Here is a 26,147-nt window from a genome sequence, read left to right on the forward strand (position 1 = left end):
GATATCACAATGCTATGCTCGCGTCATCACCCAGAAGAGAACGGAAACCTCAGATGACCGCTACCGGCCAGGTCCCCACCCCGGCGCCCCAGTACCGAGAACACCCCGCCGCCAGCATCAACGGCATGGTGATGGCGGTGGTCAGCATCCTGCTCTTCCTCCTCGGCGTCGCCGTCGCGCTGTCGCCCATCGTCGGACTGCCCGTGCCCCTGGTGGCCGTCGGCGTGGTCCTCGCCGTGGTCGGCTTCCTGTTCTTCATCGGACTGGAGATGGTCGCGCCCAACGAGGCCAAGGTCGTCCAGCTCTTCGGCCGCTACGTCGGCAGCGTCCGCACCGACGGCCTGCGCTGGGTCAACCCCTTCACCGTCCGCAAGGGCGTCTCCACCCGCATCCGCAACCACGAGACCTCCGTGATGAAGGTCAACGACGCCTCCGGCAGCCCCATCGAGATCGCCGCCGTCATCGTCTGGCAGGTGGAGGACACCGCCCGCGCCTCCTTCGAGGTGGACGACTTCGTGGAGTTCGTCTCCATCCAGACCGAGGCCGCCGTGCGCCACATCGCGGGCAACTACCCCTACGACTCCTACGACACCGACACCAGCCGCTCCCTGCGCGGCAGCGCCGACCTCATCACCGAGCAGCTGTCCCGGGAGGTCGGCGAGCGTGTCGAGGCGGCGGGAGTGCGGATCGTGGAGACGCGCTTCACCCACCTGGCCTACGCCTCCGAGGTCGCCCAGGCCATGCTCCAGCGCCAGCAGGCCAGCGCACTGATCGCCGCCCGCCAGGAGATCGTGGAGGGGGCCGTGGGCATGGTCGACCGCGCGCTCGCCCGCCTGTCGGAGGAGGGCGTGGTGGAGCTGGACGAGGAGCGCAAGGCCGCCATGGTCAGCAACCTGCTCGTGGTGCTGTGCTCCGACCGCCCCGCCAGCCCCGTCGTCAACGCCGGAACCCTGTACCAGTGACCGCGTGAGGTGGCAGTGCCCGAGCGCAAGAAGGTGTTGCTGCGGCTCGACCCCGCCGTCCACGACGCGCTCGCGCGGTGGGCCGGGCAGGAGCTGCGCAGCACCAACGCCCAGATCGAGTTCCTGCTGCGTCGCGCGCTGGACGACGCGGGGCGGATGCCCAAGGAGGCGGGGGCCATCCCCCGCCGCGGCCGACCGCGCAGACCCGAGCCGGAGCAGCCGGAGCCCGAGCAGGAGGACGACGGTCCGGGGAAGTGACGGCGACGCCGCCGGAGTCGCGGAGCCGGGCGCCCGAGGGGGCGCCCGGCCCGGCCGCGCGCGGCGCCCGGCGCGCCGACCCCGAGGACGTCTGCTCCGAGCCGTCGCCACGCGCGGGCCCCGGGCGGGGGACGACGGCCCGGGGAGGGGCGTGTGCTAGCCCAGCGCCGCCGCGGCGGCCCGACCGGCCGTGCGGCCCGAGAACAGGCAGCCGCCCAGGAAGGTGCCCTCCAGCGCCCGGTAGCCGTGCACCCCGCCGCCGCCGAACCCGGCGACCTCGCCCGCGGCGTACACCCCCGGCAGCGGCGTGCCGTCCGCGCGCAGCACGCGGGCGTCCAGGTCGGTGTGCAGGCCGCCCAGGGACTTGCGGGTGAGCACGTGCAGGCGCACCGCGATCAGCGGGCCCGCCTTGGGGTCCAGGATCTGGTGCGGGGACGCCACCCGGGCCAGGCGGTCGCCCCGGTAGTTGCGCGCCCCGTGGATCGCCGTCACCTGGAGGTCCTTGGTGAAGGTGTTGACCATCTCCCGGTCGCGGGCCACCACCTCGCGGGTGACGGTGTCGGCGTCGAGCACGCCGTCGCCCGCGATCTCCCTCATCCTCCGGATCAGCTCGGGCAGCCGGTCGGCGACGGCGAAGTCCGCGCCGTTGCGCTTGAAGGCCTCCACCGGCCCCGGCGCGCCCGGCAGCACCCGCTTGAGGACGAGCCCGAGGTCCTTGCCGGTCAGGTCGGGGTTCTGCTCCGACCCCGACAGGGCGAACTCCTTCTCGATGATCCTCTGTGAGAGCACGAACCACGTGTACTCGTGGCCGCTGCGCATGATGTGCTCCAGGGTGCCCAGGGTGTCGAACCCGGGGAAGTAGGGCGCGGGCAGCCGTTTGCCGGTCGCGTCCAGCCACAGCGAGGAGGGCCCCGGCAGGATGCGGATGCCGTGCCGGGCCCAGACGGGGTCCCAGTTCTGGATGCCCTCGGTGTAGTGCCACATGCGGTCGGGGTTGACGATCCGCCCGCCCGCCCGTTCGGTGATGGCCAGCATGCGCCCGTCCACGTGCTCGGGCACCCCCGAGAGCATGTGCTCGGGCGGGGTGCCCAGGCGCTCGGGCCAGTTGCGGCGCACCAGGTCGTGGTTGGCGCCGATCCCGCCGGAGGTGACGATCACCGCCTGGGCGGAGAACTCGAAGTCGCCCACCGCCTCGCGTCCGCTGGCCTCGCCCCGCCTGACGCCGCTGGGGGCCAGGACCGCGCCGCGCACGCCGGTGACCGTCCCGCCCGTGACCACCAGTTCGTCCACCCGGTGGCGGAAGCGCAGTGAGACCAGGCCGCGCTCGGCCGCCGCGCGCACCCGCCGCTCGAACGGCGCGACCACGCCCGGGCCGGTACCCCAGGTGATGTGGAACCGGGGCACGGAGTTGCCGTGGCCGTCGGCCAGGTAGCCGCCGCGCTCGGCCCAGCCCACGAGGGGGAAGAACCGTATCCCCTGCCGGTGCAGCCAGGAGCGCTTCTCCCCGGCGGCGAAGTCCACGTAGGCCTCGGCCCACCGGCGGGGCCAGGCGTCCTCGGGGCGGTCGAACCCCGCCGTGCCCGTCCAGTCCTGCATGGCCAGCTCGGCGGAGTCCCTGATGCCCATGCGCCGCTGCTCGGGGGAGTCCACGAGGAACAGCCCGCCGAAGGACCAGAACGCCTGGCCGCCCAGGGACTGCTCGGGCTCCTGGTCCAGCAGGAGCACGCTCCTGCCAGCGTCGGCCAGTTCGGCGGCCGCGGTCAGGCCCGCGAGTCCGGCGCCGACGACGATGACGTCGGCGCGGTCGTCTCCGCTGCTACCCATGCTGTTCCCCTCAGGTCGGCCGTGCCCGGGGCACGGTGTGCGCGATGGTGACGACTGTGCCGCCGCCGCGGCGGCGCGGCAAGGGCAAAGTGTGTCGTGCGCCACAGGATTTGTCAGAAGGTGACAAACCCTCCCGGCTCGGCCACAATCGTGCGACCCGCGCGCCGGACCCCTTTCGGCGCCGTTCGTGCTGGTCACACCGTGTTCAAGACAGAGGACTCCGCGTGTACTTCCATCCCCCGACCCTCGACCCCGGCTGGCTCGCCACCCTCGTCGGGCTCGCCACCCTGCTCTTGCTCCTCGTCCAGCCCCTGCTGGTGCGGTCGCTCACCCGCCGCCCCGGTCGACCCGGCCGCGTCTCGCCGTTGACGCGCCGCCGTCGCCTCGGAGCGCTGTTGTCCCTCACCGAGGTCCTCGCGGCCGCGGCGTTCGTGGCCTCCGCCGACGTGGTCACCCCGGCCGACCTGGGCCTCATCGTGCCCCGGCTCCAGGGACACGAGCCCGAGGCGCCCTCCCCGCTGGCGGGAGACCTCGTCTCCTGGGTCGGAACGGTCGTGATCCTGGTGGCGGCCGCGGCCTTCGTGGCGGCTCTCGTGGTGCAGAGGCGCCACGACGGCGCCGGTGGGTCCGGCCCGGCCTCGGGTCCGGAGGATCCCGTGAACTGGGGGGACGCCGAGTGGCGCTGGGCGCTGGGGCACGTCACTCTGGGCGGCCTGGCCACCACGGTCGTGCTCTTCGTGGTCGTCTACCCGCTGGTCACGGTGTTCGTCGGCCCACTGCCCGCGGTCGCCGCCGTCGCTCTGGCCCTCGGCTGGCAGGAGTGGGGGCAGGGCGTGCGGCCGATGCTCACGATGGCCGCGTACGGAGCGCTGGTGGCGCTGTGCCACGCCATCCTGTTCTCCGGCTCCCTGTTCGTGCCCCTGGTCGCCTGGTGTCTGGCCGCCTACTGCTACGTGCGCTACCTGCGCCTGCTCGTCCGGCATTACCAGCGGCTGACGGGGCAGGCGGCGCCCATGGAGGTCACCATGCTCGACGCCGACGGCAACCCCGTCCGGCGGCCCGGGCGCTGAACCGCGCGGACCGCACACCACGGGCTCCGGCGGTACCGCGTCAGCGCGGTGCCGCCGGAGCCCACCGGGTTCAGCCCCCGAAGCGCACCAGCGACCGGCCGCCCCGGCCCCGGGCCATGCGCTCGAAGGCCTCGGGCACGCCTTCGAGCGGGATCTCGTCGGTGACCATCGCCGCCAGCTTCAGCTCCCCCGACCGCACCCGCTCGGCGATGAGCGGGACGTCGCGCTCGGGGTCGCTGGAGCCGTACACGCACCCGCGCAGCGTGCGCGCCTGGTGGAACAGCTCCAGCGCGTTGAAGGACACCTCGTCGTCCACCCTGCCCACGCCCACCACCGTGACCGTGCCGCCGCGCCGGGTCACGTCCCAGGCCGAGCGCACCGCCTTCGCCGACCCCACCACCTCGAAGGCGTGGTCGGCGCCGCGCCTGCCCGTCAGCGCGCGCACGGCCCTGACCAGGGTCTCGTCGGCGAGCAGGAACTCGGTGGCGCCCAGCGAACGGGCCAGCTCCTCCTTGGCGGGGGAGACGTCCACCGCGACCACCGGGTCGGCCCCGGCCAGACGCGCGGCCTGGAGCACCGACAGACCCACCCCGCCCAGGCCCAGCACCACGGCGGACTGGCCCTCGCGCACACCCGCGGAGTTGTTGACCGCGCCCCAACCGGTGAGCACAGCGCAGCCCAGCACGGCGGCCACCGCCGGGTCGATCCCGTCGGGCAGCGGCACGACGGCGGAGGCGGGCAGCACGGTGGCCTCGGCGAACGCGCCGCAGCCCAGGCCGGGGTAGACGGGCGTGCCGTCGGCGAGCTCGGCGTAGGGCAGTACGGTGCGGTCCAGCGCGTGCTCGCACAGGTGCGGCTCGCCCTGGCGGCAGAACCAGCACTCGCGGCACGAGGGGGCCCAGTTCAGGATCACCTGCTGGCCGGGGACCACCTCCGTGACGCCCTCGCCGACGGCGTCGACGGTTCCGGCGCCCTCGTGGCCCAGCACCGCGGGCCACTTCTGCGCCAGGGTGCCGTTGGACAGGGACAGGTCGGAGTGGCACACCCCGGCCGCTGCCAGGCGCACCCGCACCTGGCCGGGGCCGGGGTCGGGCAGGACCAGGTCGCGGATCCGGGGAGGGGCGCCGCGCTCGGAGAAGACGGCGGCCCTGACGGTCGTACTCATGGGAGGCTCCAATCACGGACTGCCGCGACAGTAGCAATACCGACCGGTCGGTCAAGGACCCGGGGCGTGCGGACCCGTGTTCCCACCGATGGTCGCGGTCCTTCCCGCCTTGGGGGTCCTTTGCCGTTGTCGACCGACATTTTGCCTGGTAACGGTAATGATGGGGGCAGAGGAGGGGGTCATGGTCAATCCGGTCTGGGTGGGAACCCTCATGTTCGGCAGGGTGCCCGTCGGCGTGCGCCTCTACAGCGCGCGCGAACGCAGGGGGCCCGTGCTGCACCAGTTCGAGCGGGGCACGGCCGACCGCATCCGCTACGTCCGCGTCAACGAGCGCACGGGTGAGGAGGTCGCCGGCGAGGACGTCGTGCGCGGGGCCCGCACGGGGGTCGAGGACGAGTACGTGGTCCTGGAACCGGAGGAGCTGGAGGAGATCCTCCCGCACGGCTCGCGCACCATGGAGCTGACCGGCTTCCTGTCCCAGGGCGCCGTCGACGCGCTGTGGTACGCCTCCACCTACTACGTCGCGCCCAGGGCCGCGGCCGACGCCAAGGCCTACCAGCTGCTGTACACGGCCCTGGAGCAGACCCGCCGCACGGGCGTGGCCACCATCGTCCTGCGCGACCGCGAGTACCCCGTCCTGATCGAACCGAACCGGGGCGTACTGTCGGCCTCCACCCTGTGGTGGCCCGACGAGGTCCGCGAACCCGACGACGTGATGCCGCCCGTGGCCCACGCCGCACTGGCCAAGAGCGAACTCGAACTGGCCCGCGAGCTGGTCAGGTCCCTGTCGATCGAGTGGGACCCCGAGGACTACTCCGACAGCTACGGCCAGCGCCTGACCGAACTGGTGCGCGCCAAGGCCCGGGGCAGGACGTTCACCCACCGGCCCGAGCAGGCCGTGCCCCCCGAGGACGCGGACGGCCTCGGCGAGGCCCTGCGCCAGAGTCTGCCCGCCCAGCGCACCCAGGGCGCGCGGTCGCGCGGTCCGCGCGCGTCCACCGGTGCGGAGGGGGCCGGGAGGGCGCGCGAGCCCCGGGGAGCCGGAGCGCGCGGTGCCCGGGCCGAGCGGCGCGGCGAGGGCAGGGCCACCAAGCGCGAACTGCTCCAGCGGGCCTCGGAGCTGGACGTGCCGGGCCGGTCGAAGATGAGCCGGGACCAGTTGGAGGAGGCCGTGGGGCTGAACGGCGCCGAAGCCCGCCGCTGAGGACCGCGCCGGACGGGCCCCTCGCCGCCGCGAGGGGCCCGGCTCCAGGACGGAGTGTCCCGACGCCCCGGGGCCCGGGCCGGAGCCTCGCCACCAGGGCGTGTTCCACGCCCGTCCCGGCCCAGCACGACGGCGGCCCTTCGCGAGGGGCTTACCGGGGTTGACGGATACCCCGTGCGGACGGACAGTGTTGGGAGCGCTCCCAAAAGAGGCGGAGACCCCGCCGGAGCGCCCTGTGCCCCGCCGCCGACCGAACCTGTAGGTCGGGCCGCCACCGCGACCGGAACGCCGCACGCTGAGCCCGCGCCCACCGGCGTCGGCCCCGCGAGGCGACCGGTGCGCAGGCGGGCGGCGCAGTGTCCCCCACCCCCCGCAGTCGGGAAGGCCCCGCACGTGAACCACACCCGCACCAACCCCGTCAGCAGGGCGGTCGGCGCGCTCGCCGCCGCCGTCATCCTGCCCATGCTGGCCGCACTCCTGTTCGCCGCGCCCCCGGCCTCGGCCGCCGCCCTGACCGAGGTCGAGGACTTCGGCCCCAACCCCAGCGGTCTGCGCATGTACCTGTACGTGCCGGACGGCGTCACCGACGATCCCCCCGTCCTGGTCGCCCAGCACTGGTGCACCGGAACCGGGCCCGTCTTCCACGCCAACACCGAGTTCGCCTCGCTGGCCGACCGGTACGGGTTCATCGTCATCTACCCCTCCGTCACGCGCAGCAGCCAGTGCTTCGACGTGTCCTCGCCCGAGGCGCTGACCCGGGGCGGCGGCAGTGACCCGGTCGGCATCCGCTCGATGGTCGCCCACGTCGTCGACGCCCACGACGCCGACGCCGAGCGCGTGTTCGTCACCGGCGTCTCCTCCGGCGCCATGATGACCAACGTCATGCTGGCCAACTACCCCGACGTGTTCGCGGCGGGAGCCGCCTTCAGCGGTGTGCCCTTCGGCTGCTTCGCCACCACCGACGGCTCCGGCTGGAACAACGCCTGCTCCACCGGCACCATCGACCGCACCCCGCAGGAGTGGGGCGACCTGGTCCGCGACTCCTACCCCGGCTACACCGGACCGCGTCCGCGCATGCAGCTGTGGCACGGGACCGAGGACGACGTCCTGCGCTACGCCAACTTCACCGAGGAGATCGAACAGTGGACCGACGTCCACGGCCTCGGTCAGACCCCGGCAGCCACCGACCAGCCCCAGCCCGGCTGGACCCGCACCCGCTACGGCGCCACCGGCGACCGGGCCCCGGTGGAGGCCGTCAGCATGCAGGGCGTCGGCCACAACCTCATGGCCAACGGCATGGCGACCCGCGCCATCACCTTCTTCGGCCTCGACCAGGACACCGGCCCCGGCCCCGGCCCGGACCCCGAGCCCGGTGACGAGGACTGCACCGTCGCCGTCACCACCAACGCCTGGAACACCGGCCTGACCGCCTCGCTGACCATCACCAACACCGGCACCGAGCCCGTCGACGGCTGGTCCCTGGACTTCACCCTGCCCGCGGGCCAGACCATCACCTCGGGCTGGAACGCCTCCTACGGTCCGCGCCAGGGCGAGGTCACCGCCGCCAACGCCTCCTACAACGCCGTCATCGCCCCCGGCGCCAGTGTTGGGCATCGGCTACCAGGCAACGCACACCGGCGACTCCGGTGAGCCGACCGGCTTCGCCCTCAACGGCGCGGCCTGCTCCCCGGCCTGATCCGGCGCGGCGCGGTCCTCCCGGAAGGGCCGCGCCGCGTTGCACTCGCGCCACAGAGGGGTATGTCCCCTTTCGTCCGTGCGGACCCGAGGCGCAGTGAACCCACGCGCCACCGGGGCCGCCCAGTGTCCCGCACGGTGTACGGGAGGTCCCATGGCTCGACCGGTCGGTCCGGCAGCGGTTCCGCGGCACTACCTCATGTGCCGCCCCACCTACTTCGCGGTCGAGTACGCGATCAACCCCTGGATGGACCCGGCGGCGGGCGTCGACCGCGCACGCGCCATCCGGCAGTGGGAGGGGTTGCGCGACCTCTACCTCTCCCTGGGGCACCGCGTCAGCGAGATCGCCCCCGTCGACGGCCTGCCCGACATGGTCTTCGCCGCCAACGGGGCCCTGGTCGTGGACGGCAGGGTCTACGGGGCGCGCTTCGCCAGCGCCGAGCGCACCCCGGAGGGCCCGGCCTACCTCGACTGGTTCCGTCAGGCGGGCTACACCGAGACCCGCGAGCCCAAGCACGTCAACGAGGGCGAGGGCGACTTCCTCACCCTGGACGAGGTGGTCCTGGCCGCCACGGGGTTTCGGACCGAGGCCGCCGCGCACCAGGAGGCCGAGCGCTTCCTGGGCCGCCCCGTCGTCACCCTCCAGCTGACCGACCCGCGCTTCTACCACCTGGACACCGCGCTGTTCACCCTCTCCGGGGACCAGATCGCCTACTACCCCGGTGCCTTCTCGGCCGGAAGCCGGCGGGTGCTGCGCTCGCTCTTCCCGGACGCGCTCCTGGCCACCGAGGAGGACGCCGCCGTGCTCGGCCTCAACGCCGTGTGCGACGGCCGCAACGTCGTCATCGCCGCCGAGGCCACCGCCCTTGCCGACCGCCTGCGGGCCCTGGGCTACGCCGTCCACCCCGTGGAGCTGGATGAACTGCGCCGGGCCGGGGGCGGCGCCAAGTGCTGCACCCTGGTGTTGCGCGACGCCCCCGTGTGAGGGAGGTCCGCAGCAGGGGCGCCCGGACCCGCCGATGCGTGGACCCGCCGCCGTCCGGCCCGTCGCGGGGCCGGGCCGGTGTGGGAAATACCACCGCGAAACGGGGCCAACGGGCCAACGCCACAGGTCACGCACGCGCGCCCGCCGCGGGCCGCGGGCGGTCCCGCGTACGGGGGACCACCGCCCCTGGCCGGGCGCCCCCGCCGCAATAAAGTCTGAGTACTTGACTTCCTCCCTCTCCTCGAAGGAGAGGGGGATTCCGACCGAGTCTAAAAGCCTGGTGCCGCTTGCGCAGCGACCCTCACGGGTCCGGTTTCCTGCTTCGCAGCCGACAGCGGAAGGGAGGCCCCTTGCCGACTCACACCAGCTCCACAGGCATCACCCGAGACTGCTTCTCGGGCTGCGACTCGACCAGCCGCAAGAACGTTCTTGGCCGCGTTGAGGTCCCGATCATGTCGGGTGCGACAGGAAGGGCACGTCCACGACCGGGTGCCCAGCGAAAGCCGATCCAGCAGGTACCCGCACTTCGAGCAGGTCTTCGAGGAGGGATACCACCGGTCGACCACCACGAGGGTTCGACCGTAGCGTTCGGCCTTGTACTCCAGTTGGCGGCGGAACTCACCCAGAGCGGCATCGAGCACCGACCGGTTCAGGCCACGCTTTTGCGCGACGTTCCTTCCCGGCTGGACGACGGTGCCGCGTGCGGAGGAGGTCATGCCCCGCACGTTCAGGTCCTCGATCGCGATCAGGTCGTGTTCGCGCACCAGGCGGGTGGTGGTCTTGTGCAGGAAATCCTGTCTGGCGTGGCGGACCTTGCGGTACGCGGCCGCGACCCTGCGCTTGGCCTTGCGGCGGTTGTTCGAGCCTTTCACCTTGCGTGCCATGCGTCGTTGGTAACGCTTGAGGTTGCGGGCTTTGCGCTCCAGGTGGCGGGGGTTGGCGATCTTCTCGCCCGTGGACAGGGTCGCGAAGTCCTTCACTCCCAGGTCCACACCCACCTCAGAACCGGTGTCCGGTACGGGGTCGGGGTCGTCGGTGTCCACGGAGAAGGTCGCATACCAGCGCCCGTCCGCCTCACGCGAGATGACCACCGTGGTCGGGTCCAGGGCGGCCAGGTCTGTCTCGGGCCAGGACCAGGCCACCTTCAGCGGCCTCTGGTGTTTGGCCAGGAACAGCGCACCGTCGCGGAGGCGAAACGCGCTGCGGGTGTAGTGCGCCGACTGCCGACCGGACCGGTTCTTGAACCGGGGGTAGCGGGCGCGTTGGGCGAAGAAGTTCGCGAACGCGCTGTGTTGGTGGCGCAGGGTCTGCTGCAAGGGAACCGAGGACACCTCGGACAAGAACGCCAGCTCAGGGGTCTTCTCCCACCCGGTCAGCGCCTGGTCGGTCTGCTTGTAGGAGGTCTTCTCTCCGTGCTGGTGGTAGGCGGTGTGGCGGTCGGCGAGGGTCTTGTTCCAGACCAGGCGCACGCATCCGAACGTGCGACCCAGTTGGGCCGCTTGTGCGGGGTCCGGGTAGGCCCGGCACTTGTACGCCGTCCGCATACGGCAAAAATTACACCAAGGGAGATCATGGGTAAGGCAGAACGGAAATGTGGTGGTCGTGTGCCCTGGATTCCTCCCAGCCCTGGAGGACGGGGCAGCTTCCGGGAGACACGGTGAAGAGCACACATCGCAGACTCCCGCGTCAGCTCAGGGAAGAGCAGATGATCGACGCCGCCGTCACCGCGTTCTCGCGCGGCGGCTACCACACCGTGAGCGTCGAGGAGATCGCCGAGGCGGCCGGGACCTCCAAGCCCACCGTGTACCAGTACCTGGGTTCCAAGGAACGGATCTTCACCGCCTGCGTGCGCCGTGAGACCGACCGGCTCATCGAGGCCGTGCGCGCCGCGGCGCACGATCCGCACGCCCCGGCGGGGGAGGACCCCCTGCACCGGGGCATGCGCGCCTTCTTCGTCTTCGTCACCGGCAACCGCGCGAGCTGGACCGTGCTGTACCGGCACGCGGACCTGCGGGGCGAGCCCTTCGCCGGGGAGGCCGTGCGGCTCAGGGACCGCGTGACGGCCGAGGTGGCCGACCTCGTCACCGCGTGCACGCGCGAGGGCTACGGTGACCTCGACCCCAAGGACGCCCAGCTGTTGGCGCGCATCGCGGTCAGCACCGCCGACGCCTTCGCCGACTGGTTCCTGGAGCACCCCGAGGAGAGCCCCGAGACCATGGCCCGGCACGTCACCGACCTGACCTGGGCCCACCTGCGCGCCCGCCGCGAGGGCGCCGAGGTCTGACCCCCGGCGCCCCGGGCGGGGCGGGTCGGCGCCACCGGCCGGGCGCCCGCCTCCGCCGCGGCGCGCGGACTCAGCCCCCGTGGTTCAGCGCCAGGACGCTGACCAGGTCGTAGGCCACGTGCGAGGCGGCGGTCGCGGTGATCTGCGCGTGGTCGTAGGCCGGGGCGACCTCCACCACGTCGGCGCCCACCAGGTTGCAGGAGGCCAGCCCGCGCAGGATCTCCAGCAGTTCGCGGCTGGTCAGGCCGCCCGCCTCCGGGGTGCCGGTGCCGGGCGCGTGCGCCGGGTCGAGCACGTCGATGTCCACCGACACGTACAGAGGGCGGTTCCCGATGCGCTGGCGCAGCGCGTCGGCGACCTCGTCCACGCCCCTGCGCATGACGTCGGCGGAGGTGACGATGCCGAAGCCGAAGCGGCGGTCCTCCTCCAGGTCCTTCTTGCCGTAGAGCGGACCGCGGGTGCCCACGTGGCACAGGGCCTCGGTGTCCAGGATCCCCTCCTCCACGGCGCGGCGGAACGGGGTGCCGTGGGTGTAGGGCTCGCCGAAGTAGGTGTCCCAGGTGTCCAGGTGGGCGTCGAAGTGCAGCAGGGCGATCGGCCCGTGCTGGCGGTACAGCGAGCGCAGCAGGGGCAGCGCGATGGTGTGGTCGCCGCCCAGGGTGACCAGGCGGGTGCCCGCCCGTACGAACTCGGAGGCGCCCTGGTCCAGGGTCTCCACCGCGTCGCCGATCGAGAAGGGGTTGACCGCGATGTCGCCGCCGTCGACCACCTGCGCGGAGGCGAACGGGGACACGTCCAGGCCCGGGTTGTAGGGGCGCAGCAGGCGGCTGGCCTCGCGGATGGCCGAGGGGCCGAAGCGCGCGCCGGGGCGGTAGGACACGCCGGTGTCGAAGGGGACGCCGACCACGGCGATGTCGGCGTGACCGACCTGGTCGATGCGGGGCAGCCGGGCGAAGGTGGCCGGTCCGGCGAAGCGCGGTACGAGGCTGGAGTCGGTGGGGCCGATCGGTGCGTTCACGGGTGTCCTTCTCGTCGTCGGTGCGGTGTTCGGTACGGTCCGCGGGCGCGTACGGGGCCCGCGTCGGCCGTGTCGGTCGCGTTCGGCCCCCACGCGGCCGGGCCGGGGGCCGTCCCGCCGCGCGGCGACTGTCCGGGCACTCCGGGCGCGGGAGGAGGGACGCGGGGGAACGAAGGCGACCATGTCGGGGCGGATCACACGAACCCCGGTCAGGTTAGGCAGCCGAGGCGGTCTCCTCCAGTGGACGAACCATCCACAAAGGTGCGTTGTACTAGATGGGGTATCCAGAACACGCGGTCAGCGCGCCCGAACGCGGGCACCCGGAGGCATCTGTCCTCTCCGGTCCGCCGGGCGGGGGCGCGGGCCGGTTCGCGAAGGGGGCAGGAGTGGCGGGACAGAGCCGGGCGCAGGGCCACACGGTCCCGTTGAGCACCGTCGTGGGCCGCCGCGACCTGGGGCTGACCACCCTCGTGGCCGCCGGGGACCCGGGGATCGGCTGGGCGGTGGCCAGCGAGCTGGCCGACCCGGCCGCCTACCTGCGCGGCGGCGAACTGCTGCTCACCGCGGGCGTCAACTTGCCCGCCGCCCCCGCCGGGCTGCGCGGCTACGTGGACTCCCTGGTCGGCGCGGGGGTCAGCGCCCTCGGCTTCGGCGTGACCCCGGTGCACGACACCGTCCCCGCCGGGCTGGTCGAGCAGTGCCGCGCACGGGGGCTGCCCCTGGTGGAGGTGCCCCGCCCCACACCCTTCGCCGCCGTCAGTCAGGCCGTGGGCGCCGAACTCCAGGAGCTGCACCTGCGCGACCTGCGCCGCCTGGGCGAGGCGCACCAGGCCCTGGCCCTGGCCGTCACCGCCGACGCCCCCGTGGACCGGGTCCTGCGCGTCCTGGCCGACGCCCTGGGCGGCTGGGCGGTCCTGGCCCGCCCGTCGCCCGCCGTGCCGGGCGGCGCCCACCGCACGCCGGGCGCCCCGGCGGAGCTGGACCCCGAACTGCACGGGCTCGCGGACCGGCTCACCCGGCCGCGCGGCCCGCGCGGCGCCAAGGCCCGTGTGCGGGGGGACGAGGTCTTCCTGCACACCGTCGGCACCCCGCCGCAGGAGCACGGAGTGGTCCTGGTCGGCCGCCCCGAGCCGCTGGACGTCACCGACCGGGCCGTCCTGCGCACCGCCACCGCCCTGCTGGACCTGCTCGCCCGGGCCTCCCGGGGCGCCCCGCCCGCCCCGGGCCGCCTGATCACCGGTCTGCTCCTGGACGGCGGGCTCACCGGCGCGGCCGTGCCGCTGCTGGCCGAACTCACCGCCCCGACGGACGCCTTCGCGGGGCCGGCGGCGACCGGGGCCTCCGCGAGAACCGCCGCACCGGGGGACCCCGCCGCCGCGGGCGCAGCGGCCGCCCCCGCCGGGGCGGCGGTCCCCGGTGCCTACCGGGTCCTGCGCGCCCGGCCCGCCGGGCGGGGCCGCCACACCGCCCCCGCCGCGCTCCCCCTGGGCACCCGGCTGCTGGACGCGGGCCCCGGCGAGGACCTGCGCGCCGTCCTCGCCGACCGGGGCGAGGCCGCGCACCTGGCCCACCTGGACCGGCTGCTCGACCACGGCTGGATCGGCGCGCTGAGCGGGCCGGTGGACCCGGCGGAGCTGGCCGCCGCGGACCGCCGGGCCGCCGCCCTGCTCACCCGTGCCCGCGCGGTCGGCGGGCCGCTGCTGGAGGAGCCCGCCGACCCCTTCGACGCCCTCCTGGGTCCGGGGGGAGGAGAGGACCTGGCCCGGCGGGTCCTGGGGCCGCTGGCCGAGGACACCGACTCCGCGCGCCTGCTGCGCCGCACCCTGCGGGTCTGGCTCACCCGGCACGGCAACTGGGACCGGGCCGCCGCCGACCTGGGCGCCCACCGCAACAGCGTCCGCTACCGGATCGGGCGGATCGAGCGCGATCTGGGCGTGGACCTGGCCGACGCCGAGCAGCGCATGCGGCTGTGGTTCGCGCTCACCCGCTGGCGGCGCTGACCCGGGCTCCGCCGCCCCGAGCCCGACGCGACCCCGGAGCGGCCCCCACGGGGACGCGGACATGTGTCCGGGAAAGTGCCGTTGCGGCATTACCGGCCGTTTTCGGCAATTCCGCTGTTCCGTTCGATCCCGGTCCCCTTTTCGAAGACGCGTCCGCGGCCTTTCGGCGGCGGCGGACGCGGGCGCCGCGCCGGATACGCGCGGACGCCACGGGGTTTGCGGCTTCCCGGCGCCAACGGGATCCCCGTCCGCCCCGGGGCGCGCGATGGGGCATAATCCGGTGATGAAACGGAAGCGGAAGCGAGAGCGGCCTCCGAAACATGTGTGTATTTCCGTTCCCTCAACCCTGTCGAAGCCGAACCGAGAAAATTGATGAACGCCGTTGCGAACGCGAGCTCAGGGGACCGCATGTCTTTTCCGCCGCTGGACACGGCCCTGCCGGCCGGGGCCGACGCCCGCGAGCACGCCCGCCTGCTCCGGCGCGTGCACGAGGCCTCGCTCTCCGGGCGCCCGGCGCCGGCCGCCCTGCGGCCGGTCATCGAGGACTCCTGGTCCCGCAGCCGACGCTTCGGGATCGACCCCGACAGCGCCCCTCCGCCCCGCATGGCCCGGCTGGACGAACTCCAACGGCACCGGGACGCCTCCCCGATCGCCGAGGTCCTGCCGCTGATCCGCCGCTCCCTCGTCTCGGTCGCCGACGAGGCCGACCACATCATGCTGGTCACCGACGCCTCCGGTCAGGTCCTGTGGCGCGACGGCTCCCACCGCGTCCGCGCCCTCGGCGACCGCGTCGGGCTCGTCGAGGGGGCCTTCTGGAACGAGGGCAGCACCGGCACCAACGCCATCGGCACCGCCCTGGTCGTGGGGCGGCCCGTGCAGGTCTACTCCGCCGAGCACTTCATGCGCAGCCTGCACGCCCTCACCTGCGCCTGCGCCCCCATCCACGACCCCCGCGACGGCCGCCTGCTCGGCGCCGTCGACGTCACCGGCCCCGTATCCACCATCCACCCCTCCACCCTCGCCCTGGTCAGCGCGGTGGCCCAACTGGCCGAGGCCCACCTGCAGAGCCTCCACCACACCCACCTGGAGCGGCTGCGCTCGGTGGCCGCGCCCCTGCTGGCCGGGATGAGCGAACGCGCGCTGGTGGTGGACGAGGCCGGGTGGACCGCCGCCGCCGTCCACATGGAGCCGGTCCGCAGGGTGCTGCTGCCCAAACAGCGCGAGAGCGGCACCGCCTGGCTGCCCGCCCTGGGGGAGTGCGCCCTGGAGCCCCTGCCCGGCGGATGGCTGCTGCGCCCGCGTCCGGCGGCGGAGAGCGCGCCCTCCACGGTCACCCTGGACCTGACCCGGCCCTCGCCCAGGATGGTGGTCGCCGGGCCCAGCGGGGAGTGGGCGCACCGGCTCACCCCGCGCCACGCGGAGCTGCTGCTGCTGTTGGCCGTGCACCGGGGCGGGCGCACCGGCGCGCAGCTGTCCCAGGACGTGTTCGGCGCGGGCGGGCACGTGGTGACGGTGCGCGCCGAGCTCTCGCGCGTGCGCCGCCATCTGGGCGGCATCATCCAGAGCCGCCCCTACCGGTTCAGCGGGGAGGTGCGGGTGCGGGTGGTGCGGCCCCCCTCACCGGTGGACCTGCTGCCCGGGTCGGTGGCCCCCGGGGTGCGCGCGCTGCGGGACGCGCTCCGCGACGGCGACTGTCCCATGGCTCTGCGCGACGGCACCGCAACCTAGTGCAACCGTTGCCGTGTCGTGCGGCGTGCGATGGACTGTGCGTGCGCGGCCCGGCGTCGGTGGCCGCCGCGGGGCAAGAGAGGGCCCGGCGGCGGACCGCGGACGGAACGCGTGGCGCTTCCACGGCCTTGGGACCTTGAGGGGGGTTCCGGGGGAGAGTAACGCAGAGGCGCCACCGGGCTCGGATGGCCGACCACGGGGATTCGGGGGAACCCCCTGGGGCCATCGCGCCGACGGTACGCCCCCCGCGGGAGCCCGGCTTCCCGGGGCGTGCCGATGCGCGGGGGCGGGTTCAGGGGGACCCGCTCCCGCGCCATGTCTCCCACGGTGAGCCGCCGTCCCGGTGGACGGACGGGGCTCCACCGGGACGGTTCCCGAAAACGTCCTCGCCCCGCGACCAGCGCGACCTCCTCCGCCCCGCGGGCTCCGTCCGATGGCAGGGGAAAGAGCGGCCCATGTTCTCGCCCCACTCCCCGTGGACCCCGCCGCGGACGGGTAGTCCACCGGAAGGGACGGGACGAGGGGAGCGGGTGTGACCGGTGTGGCGAACAGCACGCGGGGGCCCGTTCCGTGCCCGTCCTCCGAGGCTGGGCTAGACTCGGTGCATTTACCGGGTCGTGTTCACCCGCGACCCAGCCCACCCGACCGCCCCACCCGCGAGCCCGGGCACCGCGCCCGCTCCCGTGGACGGGGTGTGAACCGCGGGGACGGCGAGGGCGTCGAACCCGGGAACGCAGGGAGTTCCCGGACGGCCCCCGCCCTGCCCCACAGAACGACCTTCCTTCGGAGGTGGACCGTGTCCGCTGACCACCGAGAGCAGCAGCCCAGCCAACAGGGTTCGCGTATCGACCCGCACGTCGGCCGCTACGCACGCCGAGCACAGGGCATGGTCGCATCGGAGGTCCGCGCACTCTTCGCCGTCGCCTCACGCCCCGAGGTGGTCTCCCTCGCCGGGGGCATGCCCAACGTCGCGGCGCTGCCCCTGGACCAGATCGGCGAACTGGTCAAGGACGTCGTCTCCGAGGAGGGCGCGGCGGCCCTCCAGTACGGTTCCGCCCAGGGCGACCCCGTGCTGCGCGAGCAGCTCTGCGACTACATGACGCTGGAGGGCATCACCGCCAGCCCCGACGACGTCATCGTCACCGTCGGCTCCCAGCAGGCCCTGGACCTGATCACCCGCGTCTTCGTCGACCCGGGCGACATCGTGCTGACCGAGGCCCCCACCTACGTCACCGCGATCAACACCTTCGCCGCCTTCCAGGCCGACATCCGCCACGTCGGCATGGACGAGCAGGGAGTGATCCCCGAGGAGCTGGAGGAGGCGCTCGTCCGCGCCGAGCTGGACGGGCGGCCGGTGAAGTTCTTCTACACCGTCCCCAACTTCCAGAACCCCGCCGGGATCACCATGACGGCCGAGCGGCGCGCGCGGGTGGCCGAGGCCTGCGAACGCCACGACGTGCTCATCGTCGAGGACAACCCCTACGGCCTGCTGCGCTACGACGGCGACCCCGAGCCCACCCTCTACTCCCAGAGCGAGGGCAACGTCATCTACCTGGGATCGCTGTCCAAGACCCTCTCCCCGGGCCTGCGCATCGGCTGGGCGCTCGCCCCCGCCGCGGTGCGCGCCAAGCTCGTCCTGGCCGCCGAGTCGGCGATGCTCAGCCACTCCACCTTCAACCAGCTGGTGGTGCGCCGCTACCTCAACACCTTCCCCTGGCGCGAGCAGATCAAGTCGTTCAACACCATGTACGGCGAACGCCGCGACGCGATGCTCAACGCGCTGACCGCGATGATGCCCGCCGGCTGCACCTGGACCCGCCCCCAGGGCGGATTCTTCGTCTGGGCCACCCTGCCCGAGGGCATCGACGCCAAGGCCATGCTGCCCCGGGCCGTCACCGAACGGGTCGCCTACGTGCCCGGCACCGGCTTCTACGCCGACGGACGCGGCCGGGCCGACATGCGCCTGAGCTTCTGCTACCCCACACCCGAGCAGATCCGTGAGGGAGTGCGCCGCCTCGTCGGAGCCATCGAGGGTGAGATCGACCTGCGTGATACGTTCGGCACCACCCTGGCCCCGAGCACAGACGGCCCACAGGCCCCCGCTCCGGACCTGCCCTGACACCCCATGAGGGCACCCCATCATGACAGCAGCACAGAAGGAGGTCCGCGCCGTGGCAGACCTTGACCGGGTTCTCGTCCTGGCCGGGGGCCTGTCCCCCGAACACGAGGTGAGCGTCCACTCCGGGCGCGGCGTCGCCGAGGCGCTGCGCAGGCTCGGCGTGGAGGTCCAGGTCGCCGACGTGGACTCCACCCTGCTGGACCGCCTCGTCCAGGACCCGCCGCAGGTGGTCTTCCCCGTCCTGCACGGGGCCGCGGGCGAGGACGGCGCCATCCGGGAGGTCCTGGAACTGGTCGGGGTGCCCTACGTGGGCGCCCGGCCGGGGGGCTGCCGACTGGCCTACTCCAAGCCCGCCGCCAAGGCGCTGCTGGCCGCCGAGGGCGTGCGGGTGCCGCGCGGCGCCGCCCTGCCCAAGTCGGCCTTCCACGACCTGGGCGCTCCGGCGCTGATGGACCGGCTCGCAGACCGGCTGGGCCTGCCGCTGTTCGTCAAGCCCGACCGGGGCGGCTCCGCGTTCGGCGCGGCGCCGGTCGGCTCGGTGCAGGAGCTGTCGGCGGCCCTGGTGTCCTGCTTCGCCTACAGCGACTCGGCCCTGGTCGAGGAGCAGGTGCAGGGCACCGAGCTGGCCGTGGGCGTCCTCGACACCGGCGACGGGCCGGTGGCGCTGCCGCCGGTGGAGATCGTGCCCGACGGCGGGGTGTACGACTACGCCGCCCGCTACACCGCCGGGCGCACCGAGTTCTTCTGCCCGGCGCGCCTGGACCCCGCCACGGTCGCCGAGGCCACCGAGGTGGCGCTGACCGCGCACCGCGTCCTGGGGCTGCGGGACCTGTCCCGCACCGACGTCATCGTGGGGACCGACGGCCGCGTCACCTTCCTGGAGACCAACGTGGCCCCGGGCCTGACCGAGACCTCCACCTTCCCGATGGGGGCCGCCGCCGCGGGGCTGGACTTCGCGGTCGCGTGCCGGGAGCTGGCCCACCAGGCGCTGCTGCGCGGCTGACCCCGCCGACGCGTCCGGGCCGGGCGCCGCCGTTCCCGGCGGCCCCGGCCCGGTCCCGTTCCGGGGGCCCGAGCGCCTCTCCGGACAGCCCCGGCCGGGCGCCCCTTCGAGCCGCTGGAGAGCGGACACGGCACCCCGGCGCCGTGGTGACGCGGTGGCCCCACCCCGTCGCGGGGCTGCCCGGGCGGCTACGCCCCCGCCTCCAGGTGGCGCCAGCGCACCGGGTCCAGGCCGAAGGCGCGGCCCCGCCCGTCCCGGGACGGACGCGGCCCCGCGGCGCCGCGGAGACCGTCGAGGAGGAGCATCTCGTCGCCCCCGGGCTGGAACTCGTAGTCGACCCGCTCCAGCCGGGTGCGCACGCCCCGCCCCTCCAGCCACTCCCGCAGCCGGTCGAGCGCACCGTACCTCTCCCCGCTGGTGTGCAGCACCACGGGGAACAGGCGCACCTGCCACCGGGCCACGCGCACCAGTTCGAGCAGGGCGCACCGGTGGAAGTCCTCGTCGAGCCGCGCCCCGTAGGAGAACAGCAGGTGCGAGCTGAGCACCAGGTCGAAGGAGCGGTCGGCGAAGGGCAGGTCGGGCAGGGCGCCCGCGACGTAGCGCTCCGGCCGCGCCGCGAGGTCGGCGGCGAAGGCGCGCGCGGCCCGGGTCCGCAACCGCGTGTACCGCTCGGGGGAGCCGAACCACGTCCACACGAAATCCGCCGCCCCCCGCGCGACGAGGGAGTGCCGGTGCTCGGCCTCGCGCAGGGCCAGCGAGCCCAGCGCCCTCCTGTCACCGGCGTACTCGGGGTCCACGGCGACGGCGTCCGCGCCCCGCGCCCCGGCCACGAACCCCGCCGCCCCGCCGGGGCAGTCCAGGATCCGCAGCGACAGGTCCCGGTCCGAGAGCGCGAACATCGCCCGGTACTCCTCGAAGGAGCGGGAGCTGACGAACACCGGCCCCTCACCCCCGCCCGACGAAGGGCATCGCGGTCGGCAGGACGGTGAGGAACTGGACGTTGGCGTCCAGGGGCATCGACGCCATCAGCGTCAGCGACTCGGTGAACCGCTCCACCGGGATCACCGGCTCCACGGCCCTCGTCCCGTCGGCCTGGACCGCCGCGGGCTGCGGCCCTCCGTCCACCGGCGCCACGTTGCCCACGTCGATCTGCCCGCAGGCGATCCCGTACCTGCGTCCGTCCAGCGCCAGGGCGCGCGTCATCCCCAGCAGGGCGTGCTTGGCCGCGGTGTAGGCGATGGTGTACGGCCGCGGCACGTGGGCCGAGGGGGCGCCGTTGTTGATGATGCGCCCACCCCGCGGCGACTGGTCCCGCATCACCCGGAAGGCCTCGCGCGAGCACAGGAAGGCGCCGGTGGCGACGGTGCCCACCACCCTGTCCCAGTCGTCCAGGGGCATGTCCTCGACCGGCCTGCGCGGCACGGCCGCGCCCGCGTTGTTGAACAGCAGGTCCACCCGGCCGAAGCGCTCGCGCACGGCCGCGAAGAGCGACGCGACCCCGTCGGGGTCCCTGATGTCGGTCGGGACGGCCGCCATCCGGTCCGCGTCCGCCCCCGCCAGGGCCAGGGTCTCCTCAAGGGCGTCCGCGCGCCGCCCGGCCACCGCGACCGACCACCCGTCCGCGAGCAGGGCCAGGGCGCCCGCCCGGCCCAGCCCGCTCCCGCCGCCGGTGACCACGGCGACCCCGCCGCCGCGCGGACGGGGGGTCACAGCACCTCCGTGCTCATCCAGGCCCTGAGCACGCGGCGGGCCTGCGGGCCGGGCACGTCCACGTAGGGCGAGCGCCCGTGCATGACCCGGTTGTTGCGGATGAGCAGCAGCTCGCCCGCCTCCAGGCGTAGGCGGAAGGCGATCTCGGGACGGTAGAGGACCTCGTCCAGGAAGCCCAGGGCCTCCCACTGGTCCTCACTCAGGGGCGGCCCGCCCCGTTCGGGAGAGGTCCGCACCGTGCGGGGCTGGTAGTAGCAGCCGACGGAGCCGTCCTCCTGGACGAAGAGGATCGGGGAGACGACGACCTGCTGACCGGCGCGGCCGGTCCGGTCGAAGGTCCAGTCCCGCTCCAGCGTGGCGAGGACGTCGGGGCGCTCGCCCGCCACCGTGTCGCGCACCGTCCGCGCGCTGGCGAGCTTGGTGTCGCCCCCGCCGTCCACCGCGGGCTGGAGGCAGAGCAGGACGAGCACGTCGCAGGTGTCGCAGTGGAAGCCCAGCTCGGTGGCCCCGTCGCCGTCCTGGTCGCGGAGCACGTGGGTCAGGTCGCCCTTGGCGTTCTGCGGGATGACCTCACCCAGCTCGCGCAGCACGAACCGCATGACCGCCTCGCTCACGGCGTAGGGCGCGTCGGGGGAGACCAGGCCGCGCACGTGCGCGAACCCCACCGAGCGCACGCTCTCGACGGCGAAGGCGCGGAGCCTGTCGCGCACCTCCTCGGCCCCGTCCCAGCTGTCGGCCGCCGCGGCCTCCGCCAGCAGCCGCGTGTCCTCCTTCGCCAGCGGCAGCGACCAGAGCGGGCGCCGCTCCTCCAGGACCTCGGTGTTCCATCCCAGGTCGGTCACGGTGTCATCGGACATGGGTCGTTCCCTTCGTCAGGCGGGTTCGCGGGGAGTGCCGCGAAGCGTTCAGCGGGCGGTGGCGCCGTCGTGGACGGCGACCGGGGGCAGGAAACCGGTCCGGGCCGCCCACCCCAGGGCCGCGGACCACCACCGGGGGGTGGGGGCAGCGAAGCGCACACCGGCACGGTCGAGCAGGGACACGGTGCGCGAACCGTCGACGACGACGTTGCGCTCCTCCATCTGCGACCACGCCGACGCCAGGCGGATCTCCGTCGGGTGGTCGGGCTCGGCCCGGGCCAGCGCCGCGGCGAACGCCTCGTCGCCGGTCAGCGCGACCGGGTAGCCGTGCCGGGCGAGCCAGGCCACGAGTTCGTCGTGGGGGACCTGGTGGGGCGACTCGACGTGGTAGGCGCCGGGCGCGGCGCACGGGTGCGTGGCGATCGCCGCGATCCCCGCCGCCACCGTGTCCACGTGGGAGAAGACGAAGGAGGTCGACGGGCGCCTGGGCGCCGCCCCGGCCAGGACGTACCCGCGCACGAGCTGGTAGACCCGGTTGTCCGAGATGTTGCTCTGGAACGCCCCGGTGCGGCTGTGCGCGGCGATGTGGCCGCTGCGGTGGACGTAGCACTGGCGGCCCGAGGCGGCCCAGGAACGGACGATCTCCTCGGCCGCGAACTTGGTCCTCTCGTAGGGGGTGCGAAAGCTCTGCCCGATGCGCAGGTCGGCCTCGCTGAAGCGGCGCGCGGGCCCCTCGACGCCGCCGCACACGGCCAGGGTCGACAGGTGGTGCAGGCGCGCCCCGGGGACCTCGGCGTCGATCCAGGACACCAGGGCGCGGACCGCGGTCGCGTTGACGCGTTCGAGTTCGTCGGGCGGGGCCACCAGGCGCACGTCCGCCGCGGCGTGGACGACGGCGTGGACCCCCCTGACGCGGCGCAGCCCGTCCCCGGACAGGCCCAGACCCTCCCGGGTGACGTCTCCGGCCACGGCATCGACGCCGCCCGACCCGGCGCCGACCCGCCGGACGGCGTCGGCGTCGCTGTCGGCGCGTACCAGGCAGGTGACCTCCGCCCCCCGCTCCAGGAGCGCGCCGAGCAGGTGCGTGCCGAGGTAGCCGGTGGCGCCGGTGAGCAGGACCCGCGCGGGTTCGCGGAGCACCCGCACGGCCGCGCCGTGATGGGGAGCCCCGTGGAGCATCGGCTGTCCCGAGGTCGACACCGGCGACCTGCTGTGCGCCGGGGGTTTCGCCCGGGCCTGGGCCGCGACGCGGCGGCCGAAGTCGGAGAGGACGCCCGCCGCGTCCTCGTGGGTCAGGTCGGGCCAGGCGTACACCAGGTCGGCCACCAGCCTGCCCTCGACGACGCGGGCGGTGAGCCGGAGGCGCTGGAGGGGGTCGCCCCCGGAGCATCGGGCGTTCCCGGCCTGTTCGGGGGCCACGGTCCAGCCGAGGGAGGGGTCTCCGGGCGGCCGGAACGCCCCCAGGAAGTTGAACCCCGCCTCGGGCCTGGGGCCGGGGGAGTCCATCGGCAGCTCGGGCGCCTCGCGCAGGAGGCGCCGGACCGCCCGCGCCCGCGGGGCCGGACCGCCGTCGGCGCGGTCGAGCCCCACCCGCTTCACGCCGGTGAACCAGCCGACGGTGTCCATGTAGGCGTGCCCCGCGTCGCTGGTGTCACGCCCGTGCGTCTCCACCTCCACCTCCAGCCGGGTGCGCCCGCCGCGGCCCAGCACGGCGTCGGCGAAGGCCGCCAGCAGGAACGCCTCCAGGTCCTGACCGTGCCCGTGGCGGTGTACGAGCCGGTCGGTGGCCGCCCCGTCCAGGCTCCAGACCAGGGCCGTCGGCCGTGCCCGCTCGGCTGCGGTCCCGCCCCGGGGCGGGACCGCGGTCCCGGGAGCCCCGGGTGCGCGCGGGGTCCGGGCCGCCCACCGGTAGAAGTCGGCCGTGGGGGGTAGGCACTCCTCCTTCCCGGACAGCGCCGACCGGTAGGCGTGCGCGAGGTCGTCCAGCAGGATCCGCCAGGAGAGGCCGTCCACGGCCAGGTGGTGGGCGATCACCGCGAGCCGGTCCCCGCCGTCGGGGTGGCCGGTGAACAGGTGCGCGCGCAGCAGGAGCCCGGAGTCCGGGTCCAGGCCCCGGTGCAGTTCGGTGCACGCGCCGCCGATCACTCCCGTAGCGCGGCCGGGCTCCCCGGGCAGCCGCGAGAAGGACACCGCGTGCAGGTCCCGCGCGGGCCGCGGACGCCCGGGGCCGCCCGGGCCGACGGGGGTGCGCAGGGCCGGGTGCCGTTCCAGGACGGCCCCCACGGCCGCGGACAGGGCCGGGGCGTCCACGGGCGCCGCGCAGCGCAGCAGGACGGACTGGTTCCAGTGGCGCGTGTCGGCCAGGGGCTGCCGCAGCAGCCAGCGCTGGGCGGGGGCCAGCGCCCGGGCGTGCTCCGGGTGCGGTGCGCGCTCGGCCGGGTCCCCCGCGCCGGGGCGGGCGGCCGAGGCCAGGAGTTCGGGCGTGGGGTGGCGGTAGAAGTCCTCGAAGGCCACGCGCAGACCGGACCGGCGCAGGAAGGCCACCGTGCGCATGGCCAGGAGGGAGTCCCCGCCGAGTTCGAGCACGTCGGCGCCCGGGCCGACGGAGGGCAGTCCGAGCGCGCCCGCCCACAGTTCGGCGATGGCGCGGACCAGCGGCCGTGCGTCCGGGTCCGGCCCGTCCGGGGCGGTGCGGCGGGCCCGCGCGTCCAGGGCCGCGTTCACGGCCTCGGCCAGGCGCGCGCGGTCGAGCTTGCCGTTGGGGCCGGTGGGGAACGCGTCCAGGGCGACCACGGGCTGGGGCACCGCGTACCCGGGCAGCCGCTCGCGCAGGTGGGCGCGCAGCGCGTCGAGCAGCTCCGCCTCCTCCCGCGCGCCGGTCGGGCGCACGGCGGCCACCAGGGCGGTCCCCGCGGGCGTCTCCCGGGCCAGCACGGCGGACCGCCCCACCCCCGGGAACCCCTCGATCACCCGCTCGACCCCCACCGGATCCACGCGGTACCCCCGCACCTTGACCTCGCGGTCGGTGCGGCCGACGAAGACCAGGTCGCCGTCCGGGCGGCGACGGCACACGTCTCCGGTCCGATACATCCGCTCCCCGCCCCGGCCGACGAAGCGGCGCGTGGTCTCCTCGGGACGACCGAAGTAGCCCGCCGTGACCCCGGGTCCGCCGATGAGGAGTTCGCCCTCGGTGCCGTCGGGGACCTCCCGCCCCTCGGCGTCCAGCAGGTGCAGCCGCGCCCCGCCGATCGGGGCGCCGATGGGCACCGTCGGCTCGTCGCCGGGCAGGTCGGCGCGTGAGCGGGCGACGAGGCAGGTGGCGCCGATGGTCGTCTCGGTCGGCCCGTAGTGGTTGACCACCCGGTGCGCGACACGGCCCTCTAGCAGGTCCGAGGCCAGCGACCGGGGCAGCGCCTCACCTCCCAGCAGCAGGGTGTGCAGCGGCTCCTGCGAGGGGGGACGCTCCTCCACTAGGGCCGCCATGTGGGACGGGGTCGTCTTGAGCACCGAGACCCGGGCCCGGTGCAGGGAGTCCCACAGGGCCCGCGGGTCGCGGGCGGTGCGGTCGGGAACGACGTGCACCCGGCCCCCGGTGGCCAGGGCGAGCAGCCAGGAGGTGTGGCCCAGGTCCGCCGCCAGGGTGGTCACGTGCGCGAACACCGGCGCGTCGGCGCGGGTGAGGCCGAGGCGGTCGCGCAGCGCCAGCGCGTAGTGCGCCGCGTTGGCGTGGGTGACCGTGACGGCCTTGGGCCGCCCGCTCGAACCCGAGGTGAAGGAGAGGTAGGCCGGGTCGCAGGCCCGGCCCGGGACGCGGCGGGGGGCGGGGGCGGTCGCCGCCGGGGCCTGGGGGTCCAGGACCTCGGTGTCGCGCTCACCGGGGGCACGCGTGTCCGGGTCGGCGGTGAGCGCGTGGGCGACCTCGACGTCGTCCAGACGCGCGGCGACGTCGGCGGCGCTCCACTCCGGGTCGACCACGACCGCGGCCGCGCCCGAGCGCAGGACCCCGTGCAGGAGCGCGCACAGCCGGGCGTCGCGCGGCCCGAGCAGGGCCACCCGGTCGCCGCGGCCCAGACCCCGTGCGGCCAGGTGGGCGGCGACCCGTTCGGCGGCGGTGTCGAGGTCGCGGTAGCTGAGGGAGCGCACGCCGTCGGTCAGTGCCGTACGGAGCGGGTGCGCCCGACTCCCCTCCGTGAGCATGTCGGGCAGTGTGGGGGTGGATCGCAACACGTGCGTCATCGTCTCCGCTCCGTCTCCGCTGTCTGGTT

The 26,147-nt window shown here is 74.5% G+C and carries 19 protein-coding genes; 11 read left to right on the top strand and 8 right to left on the bottom strand.

Annotated elements, in window-relative coordinates:
* Positions 1 to 53: 53 nt before the first annotated feature.
* Together G011_RS0102710 and G011_RS0102715 are read left to right on the top strand one after the other, a co-directional pair.
* Positions 54 to 962: an SPFH domain-containing protein gene (locus G011_RS0102710; protein WP_013153279.1), complete on the top strand. Its 909-nt coding sequence runs from the start codon at positions 54 to 56 to the stop codon at positions 960 to 962.
* 15 nt (positions 963 to 977) lie between these two features.
* The gene (locus tag G011_RS0102715) at positions 978 to 1,220 is read left to right on the top strand and encodes a hypothetical protein (protein ID WP_019607106.1); all 243 of its coding nucleotides are present in this window, start codon (positions 978 to 980) and stop codon (positions 1,218 to 1,220) included.
* 156 nt (positions 1,221 to 1,376) lie between these two features.
* Here G011_RS0102715 and G011_RS0102720 read toward each other — a convergent pair whose 3' ends face one another.
* Positions 1,377 to 3,044 (bottom strand): FAD-binding dehydrogenase, encoded by a 1,668-nt coding sequence (locus tag G011_RS0102720; RefSeq protein ID WP_019607107.1) that lies wholly within the window; start codon positions 3,042 to 3,044, stop codon positions 1,377 to 1,379.
* A gap of 224 nt (positions 3,045 to 3,268) precedes the next feature.
* Here G011_RS0102720 and G011_RS0102725 point away from each other — a divergent pair, with 224 nt between their 5' ends.
* Positions 3,269 to 4,114 (top strand): hypothetical protein, encoded by an 846-nt coding sequence (locus G011_RS0102725; RefSeq protein ID WP_019607108.1) that lies wholly within the window; start codon positions 3,269 to 3,271, stop codon positions 4,112 to 4,114.
* A gap of 70 nt (positions 4,115 to 4,184) precedes the next feature.
* Here G011_RS0102725 and G011_RS0102730 read toward each other — a convergent pair whose 3' ends face one another.
* The gene (locus G011_RS0102730; RefSeq protein WP_019607109.1) at positions 4,185 to 5,279 is read right to left on the bottom strand and encodes an alcohol dehydrogenase catalytic domain-containing protein; all 1,095 of its coding nucleotides are present in this window, start codon (positions 5,277 to 5,279) and stop codon (positions 4,185 to 4,187) included.
* A gap of 181 nt (positions 5,280 to 5,460) precedes the next feature.
* Here G011_RS0102730 and G011_RS0102735 point away from each other — a divergent pair, with 181 nt between their 5' ends.
* From G011_RS0102735 to ddaH, 3 genes are all read left to right on the top strand, one after another.
* Complete coding sequence (locus G011_RS0102735) at positions 5,461 to 6,483, top strand: Ku protein (protein WP_019607110.1); 1,023 nt, start codon at positions 5,461 to 5,463, stop codon at positions 6,481 to 6,483.
* Positions 6,484 to 6,876: 393 nt separating this feature from the next.
* Positions 6,877 to 8,133: a PHB depolymerase family esterase gene (locus tag G011_RS32835; protein ID WP_304412439.1), complete on the top strand. Its 1,257-nt coding sequence runs from the start codon at positions 6,877 to 6,879 to the stop codon at positions 8,131 to 8,133.
* A 199-nt stretch (positions 8,134 to 8,332) separates the two neighbouring features.
* The gene (gene ddaH / locus G011_RS0102745) at positions 8,333 to 9,163 is read left to right on the top strand and encodes a dimethylargininase (protein ID WP_013153273.1); all 831 of its coding nucleotides are present in this window, start codon (positions 8,333 to 8,335) and stop codon (positions 9,161 to 9,163) included.
* 269 nt (positions 9,164 to 9,432) lie between these two features.
* Here the strand turns inward: ddaH and G011_RS0102750 are convergent, their stop codons facing one another.
* Positions 9,433 to 10,707: an RNA-guided endonuclease TnpB family protein gene (locus G011_RS0102750; RefSeq protein WP_019607111.1), complete on the bottom strand. Its 1,275-nt coding sequence runs from the start codon at positions 10,705 to 10,707 to the stop codon at positions 9,433 to 9,435.
* Between the two features lie 113 nt (positions 10,708 to 10,820).
* Between G011_RS0102750 and G011_RS0102755 the strand changes: the two genes are divergently transcribed.
* A complete protein-coding gene (locus G011_RS0102755; RefSeq protein WP_196808480.1) occupies positions 10,821 to 11,447 on the top strand; it encodes a TetR/AcrR family transcriptional regulator in 627 nt (208 codons plus the stop codon).
* Between the two features lie 70 nt (positions 11,448 to 11,517).
* On the opposite strand, the gene speB is transcribed toward G011_RS0102755, so the two are convergent.
* The gene (gene speB / locus G011_RS0102760; protein ID WP_019607113.1) at positions 11,518 to 12,465 is read right to left on the bottom strand and encodes an agmatinase; all 948 of its coding nucleotides are present in this window, start codon (positions 12,463 to 12,465) and stop codon (positions 11,518 to 11,520) included.
* Between the two features lie 386 nt (positions 12,466 to 12,851).
* On the opposite strand from speB, the gene G011_RS0102765 reads away from it, so the two are divergent.
* From G011_RS0102765 to G011_RS0102780, 4 genes are all read left to right on the top strand, one after another.
* Positions 12,852 to 14,465 carry a PucR family transcriptional regulator gene (locus G011_RS0102765; protein WP_026337955.1) on the top strand — a complete coding sequence of 538 codons (1,614 nt, stop codon included), beginning with the start codon at positions 12,852 to 12,854 and terminating at the stop codon, positions 14,463 to 14,465.
* A gap of 408 nt (positions 14,466 to 14,873) precedes the next feature.
* Positions 14,874 to 16,193 (top strand): GAF domain-containing protein, encoded by a 1,320-nt coding sequence (locus G011_RS0102770; RefSeq protein WP_019607115.1) that lies wholly within the window; start codon positions 14,874 to 14,876, stop codon positions 16,191 to 16,193.
* A gap of 886 nt (positions 16,194 to 17,079) precedes the next feature.
* The gene (locus G011_RS0102775) at positions 17,080 to 18,312 is read left to right on the top strand and encodes a PLP-dependent aminotransferase family protein (RefSeq protein ID WP_019607116.1); all 1,233 of its coding nucleotides are present in this window, start codon (positions 17,080 to 17,082) and stop codon (positions 18,310 to 18,312) included.
* A gap of 52 nt (positions 18,313 to 18,364) precedes the next feature.
* Positions 18,365 to 19,315 (top strand): D-alanine--D-alanine ligase, encoded by a 951-nt coding sequence (locus G011_RS0102780; RefSeq protein ID WP_019607117.1) that lies wholly within the window; start codon positions 18,365 to 18,367, stop codon positions 19,313 to 19,315.
* A gap of 188 nt (positions 19,316 to 19,503) precedes the next feature.
* Here the strand turns inward: G011_RS0102780 and G011_RS0102785 are convergent, their stop codons facing one another.
* The 4 genes from G011_RS0102785 to G011_RS0102800 are packed head-to-tail and all read right to left on the bottom strand — an operon-like array spanning position 19,504 to position 26,118.
* A complete protein-coding gene (locus G011_RS0102785) occupies positions 19,504 to 20,253 on the bottom strand; it encodes a methyltransferase domain-containing protein (RefSeq protein ID WP_019607118.1) in 750 nt (249 codons plus the stop codon).
* Between the two features lie 7 nt (positions 20,254 to 20,260).
* Positions 20,261 to 21,025 carry an SDR family oxidoreductase gene (locus tag G011_RS0102790; protein WP_019607119.1) on the bottom strand — a complete coding sequence of 255 codons (765 nt, stop codon included), beginning with the start codon at positions 21,023 to 21,025 and terminating at the stop codon, positions 20,261 to 20,263.
* Complete coding sequence (locus G011_RS0102795; protein WP_019607120.1) at positions 21,022 to 21,882, bottom strand: TauD/TfdA family dioxygenase; 861 nt, start codon at positions 21,880 to 21,882, stop codon at positions 21,022 to 21,024. The genes G011_RS0102790 and G011_RS0102795 overlap by 4 nt, the downstream gene beginning before the upstream one ends.
* Positions 21,883 to 21,930: 48 nt before the next feature.
* Positions 21,931 to 26,118: a non-ribosomal peptide synthetase gene (locus tag G011_RS0102800; RefSeq protein ID WP_019607121.1), complete on the bottom strand. Its 4,188-nt coding sequence runs from the start codon at positions 26,116 to 26,118 to the stop codon at positions 21,931 to 21,933.
* Positions 26,119 to 26,147: the final 29 nt, after the last annotated feature.

Origin of the sequence: Nocardiopsis sp. CNS-639 (assembly GCF_000381685.1) — a bacterium.
Taxonomy (GTDB): domain Bacteria; phylum Actinomycetota; class Actinomycetes; order Streptosporangiales; family Streptosporangiaceae; genus Nocardiopsis; species Nocardiopsis dassonvillei.

Excerpts from the sequence above, each read along its gene's own strand:
- G011_RS0102795 (WP_019607120.1), bottom strand. The coding sequence starts at position 21,882 with ATGTCCGATGACACCGTGACCGACCTGGGATGGAACACCGAGGTCCTG.
- G011_RS0102735 (WP_019607110.1), top strand. The coding sequence starts at position 5,461 with ATGGTCAATCCGGTCTGGGTGGGAACCCTCATGTTCGGCAGGGTGCCC.
- G011_RS0102710 (WP_013153279.1), top strand. The coding sequence starts at position 54 with ATGACCGCTACCGGCCAGGTCCCCACCCCGGCGCCCCAGTACCGAGAA.
- G011_RS0102775 (WP_019607116.1), top strand. The coding sequence starts at position 17,080 with ATGGTCGCATCGGAGGTCCGCGCACTCTTCGCCGTCGCCTCACGCCCC.
- G011_RS0102720 (WP_019607107.1), bottom strand. The coding sequence starts at position 3,044 with ATGGGTAGCAGCGGAGACGACCGCGCCGACGTCATCGTCGTCGGCGCC.
- G011_RS0102750 (WP_019607111.1), bottom strand. The coding sequence starts at position 10,707 with ATGCGGACGGCGTACAAGTGCCGGGCCTACCCGGACCCCGCACAAGCG.
- ddaH (WP_013153273.1), top strand. The coding sequence starts at position 8,333 with ATGGCTCGACCGGTCGGTCCGGCAGCGGTTCCGCGGCACTACCTCATG.
- G011_RS0102800 (WP_019607121.1), bottom strand. The coding sequence starts at position 26,118 with ATGACGCACGTGTTGCGATCCACCCCCACACTGCCCGACATGCTCACG.
- G011_RS0102770 (WP_019607115.1), top strand. The coding sequence starts at position 14,874 with ATGTCTTTTCCGCCGCTGGACACGGCCCTGCCGGCCGGGGCCGACGCC.
- G011_RS0102730 (WP_019607109.1), bottom strand. The coding sequence starts at position 5,279 with ATGAGTACGACCGTCAGGGCCGCCGTCTTCTCCGAGCGCGGCGCCCCT.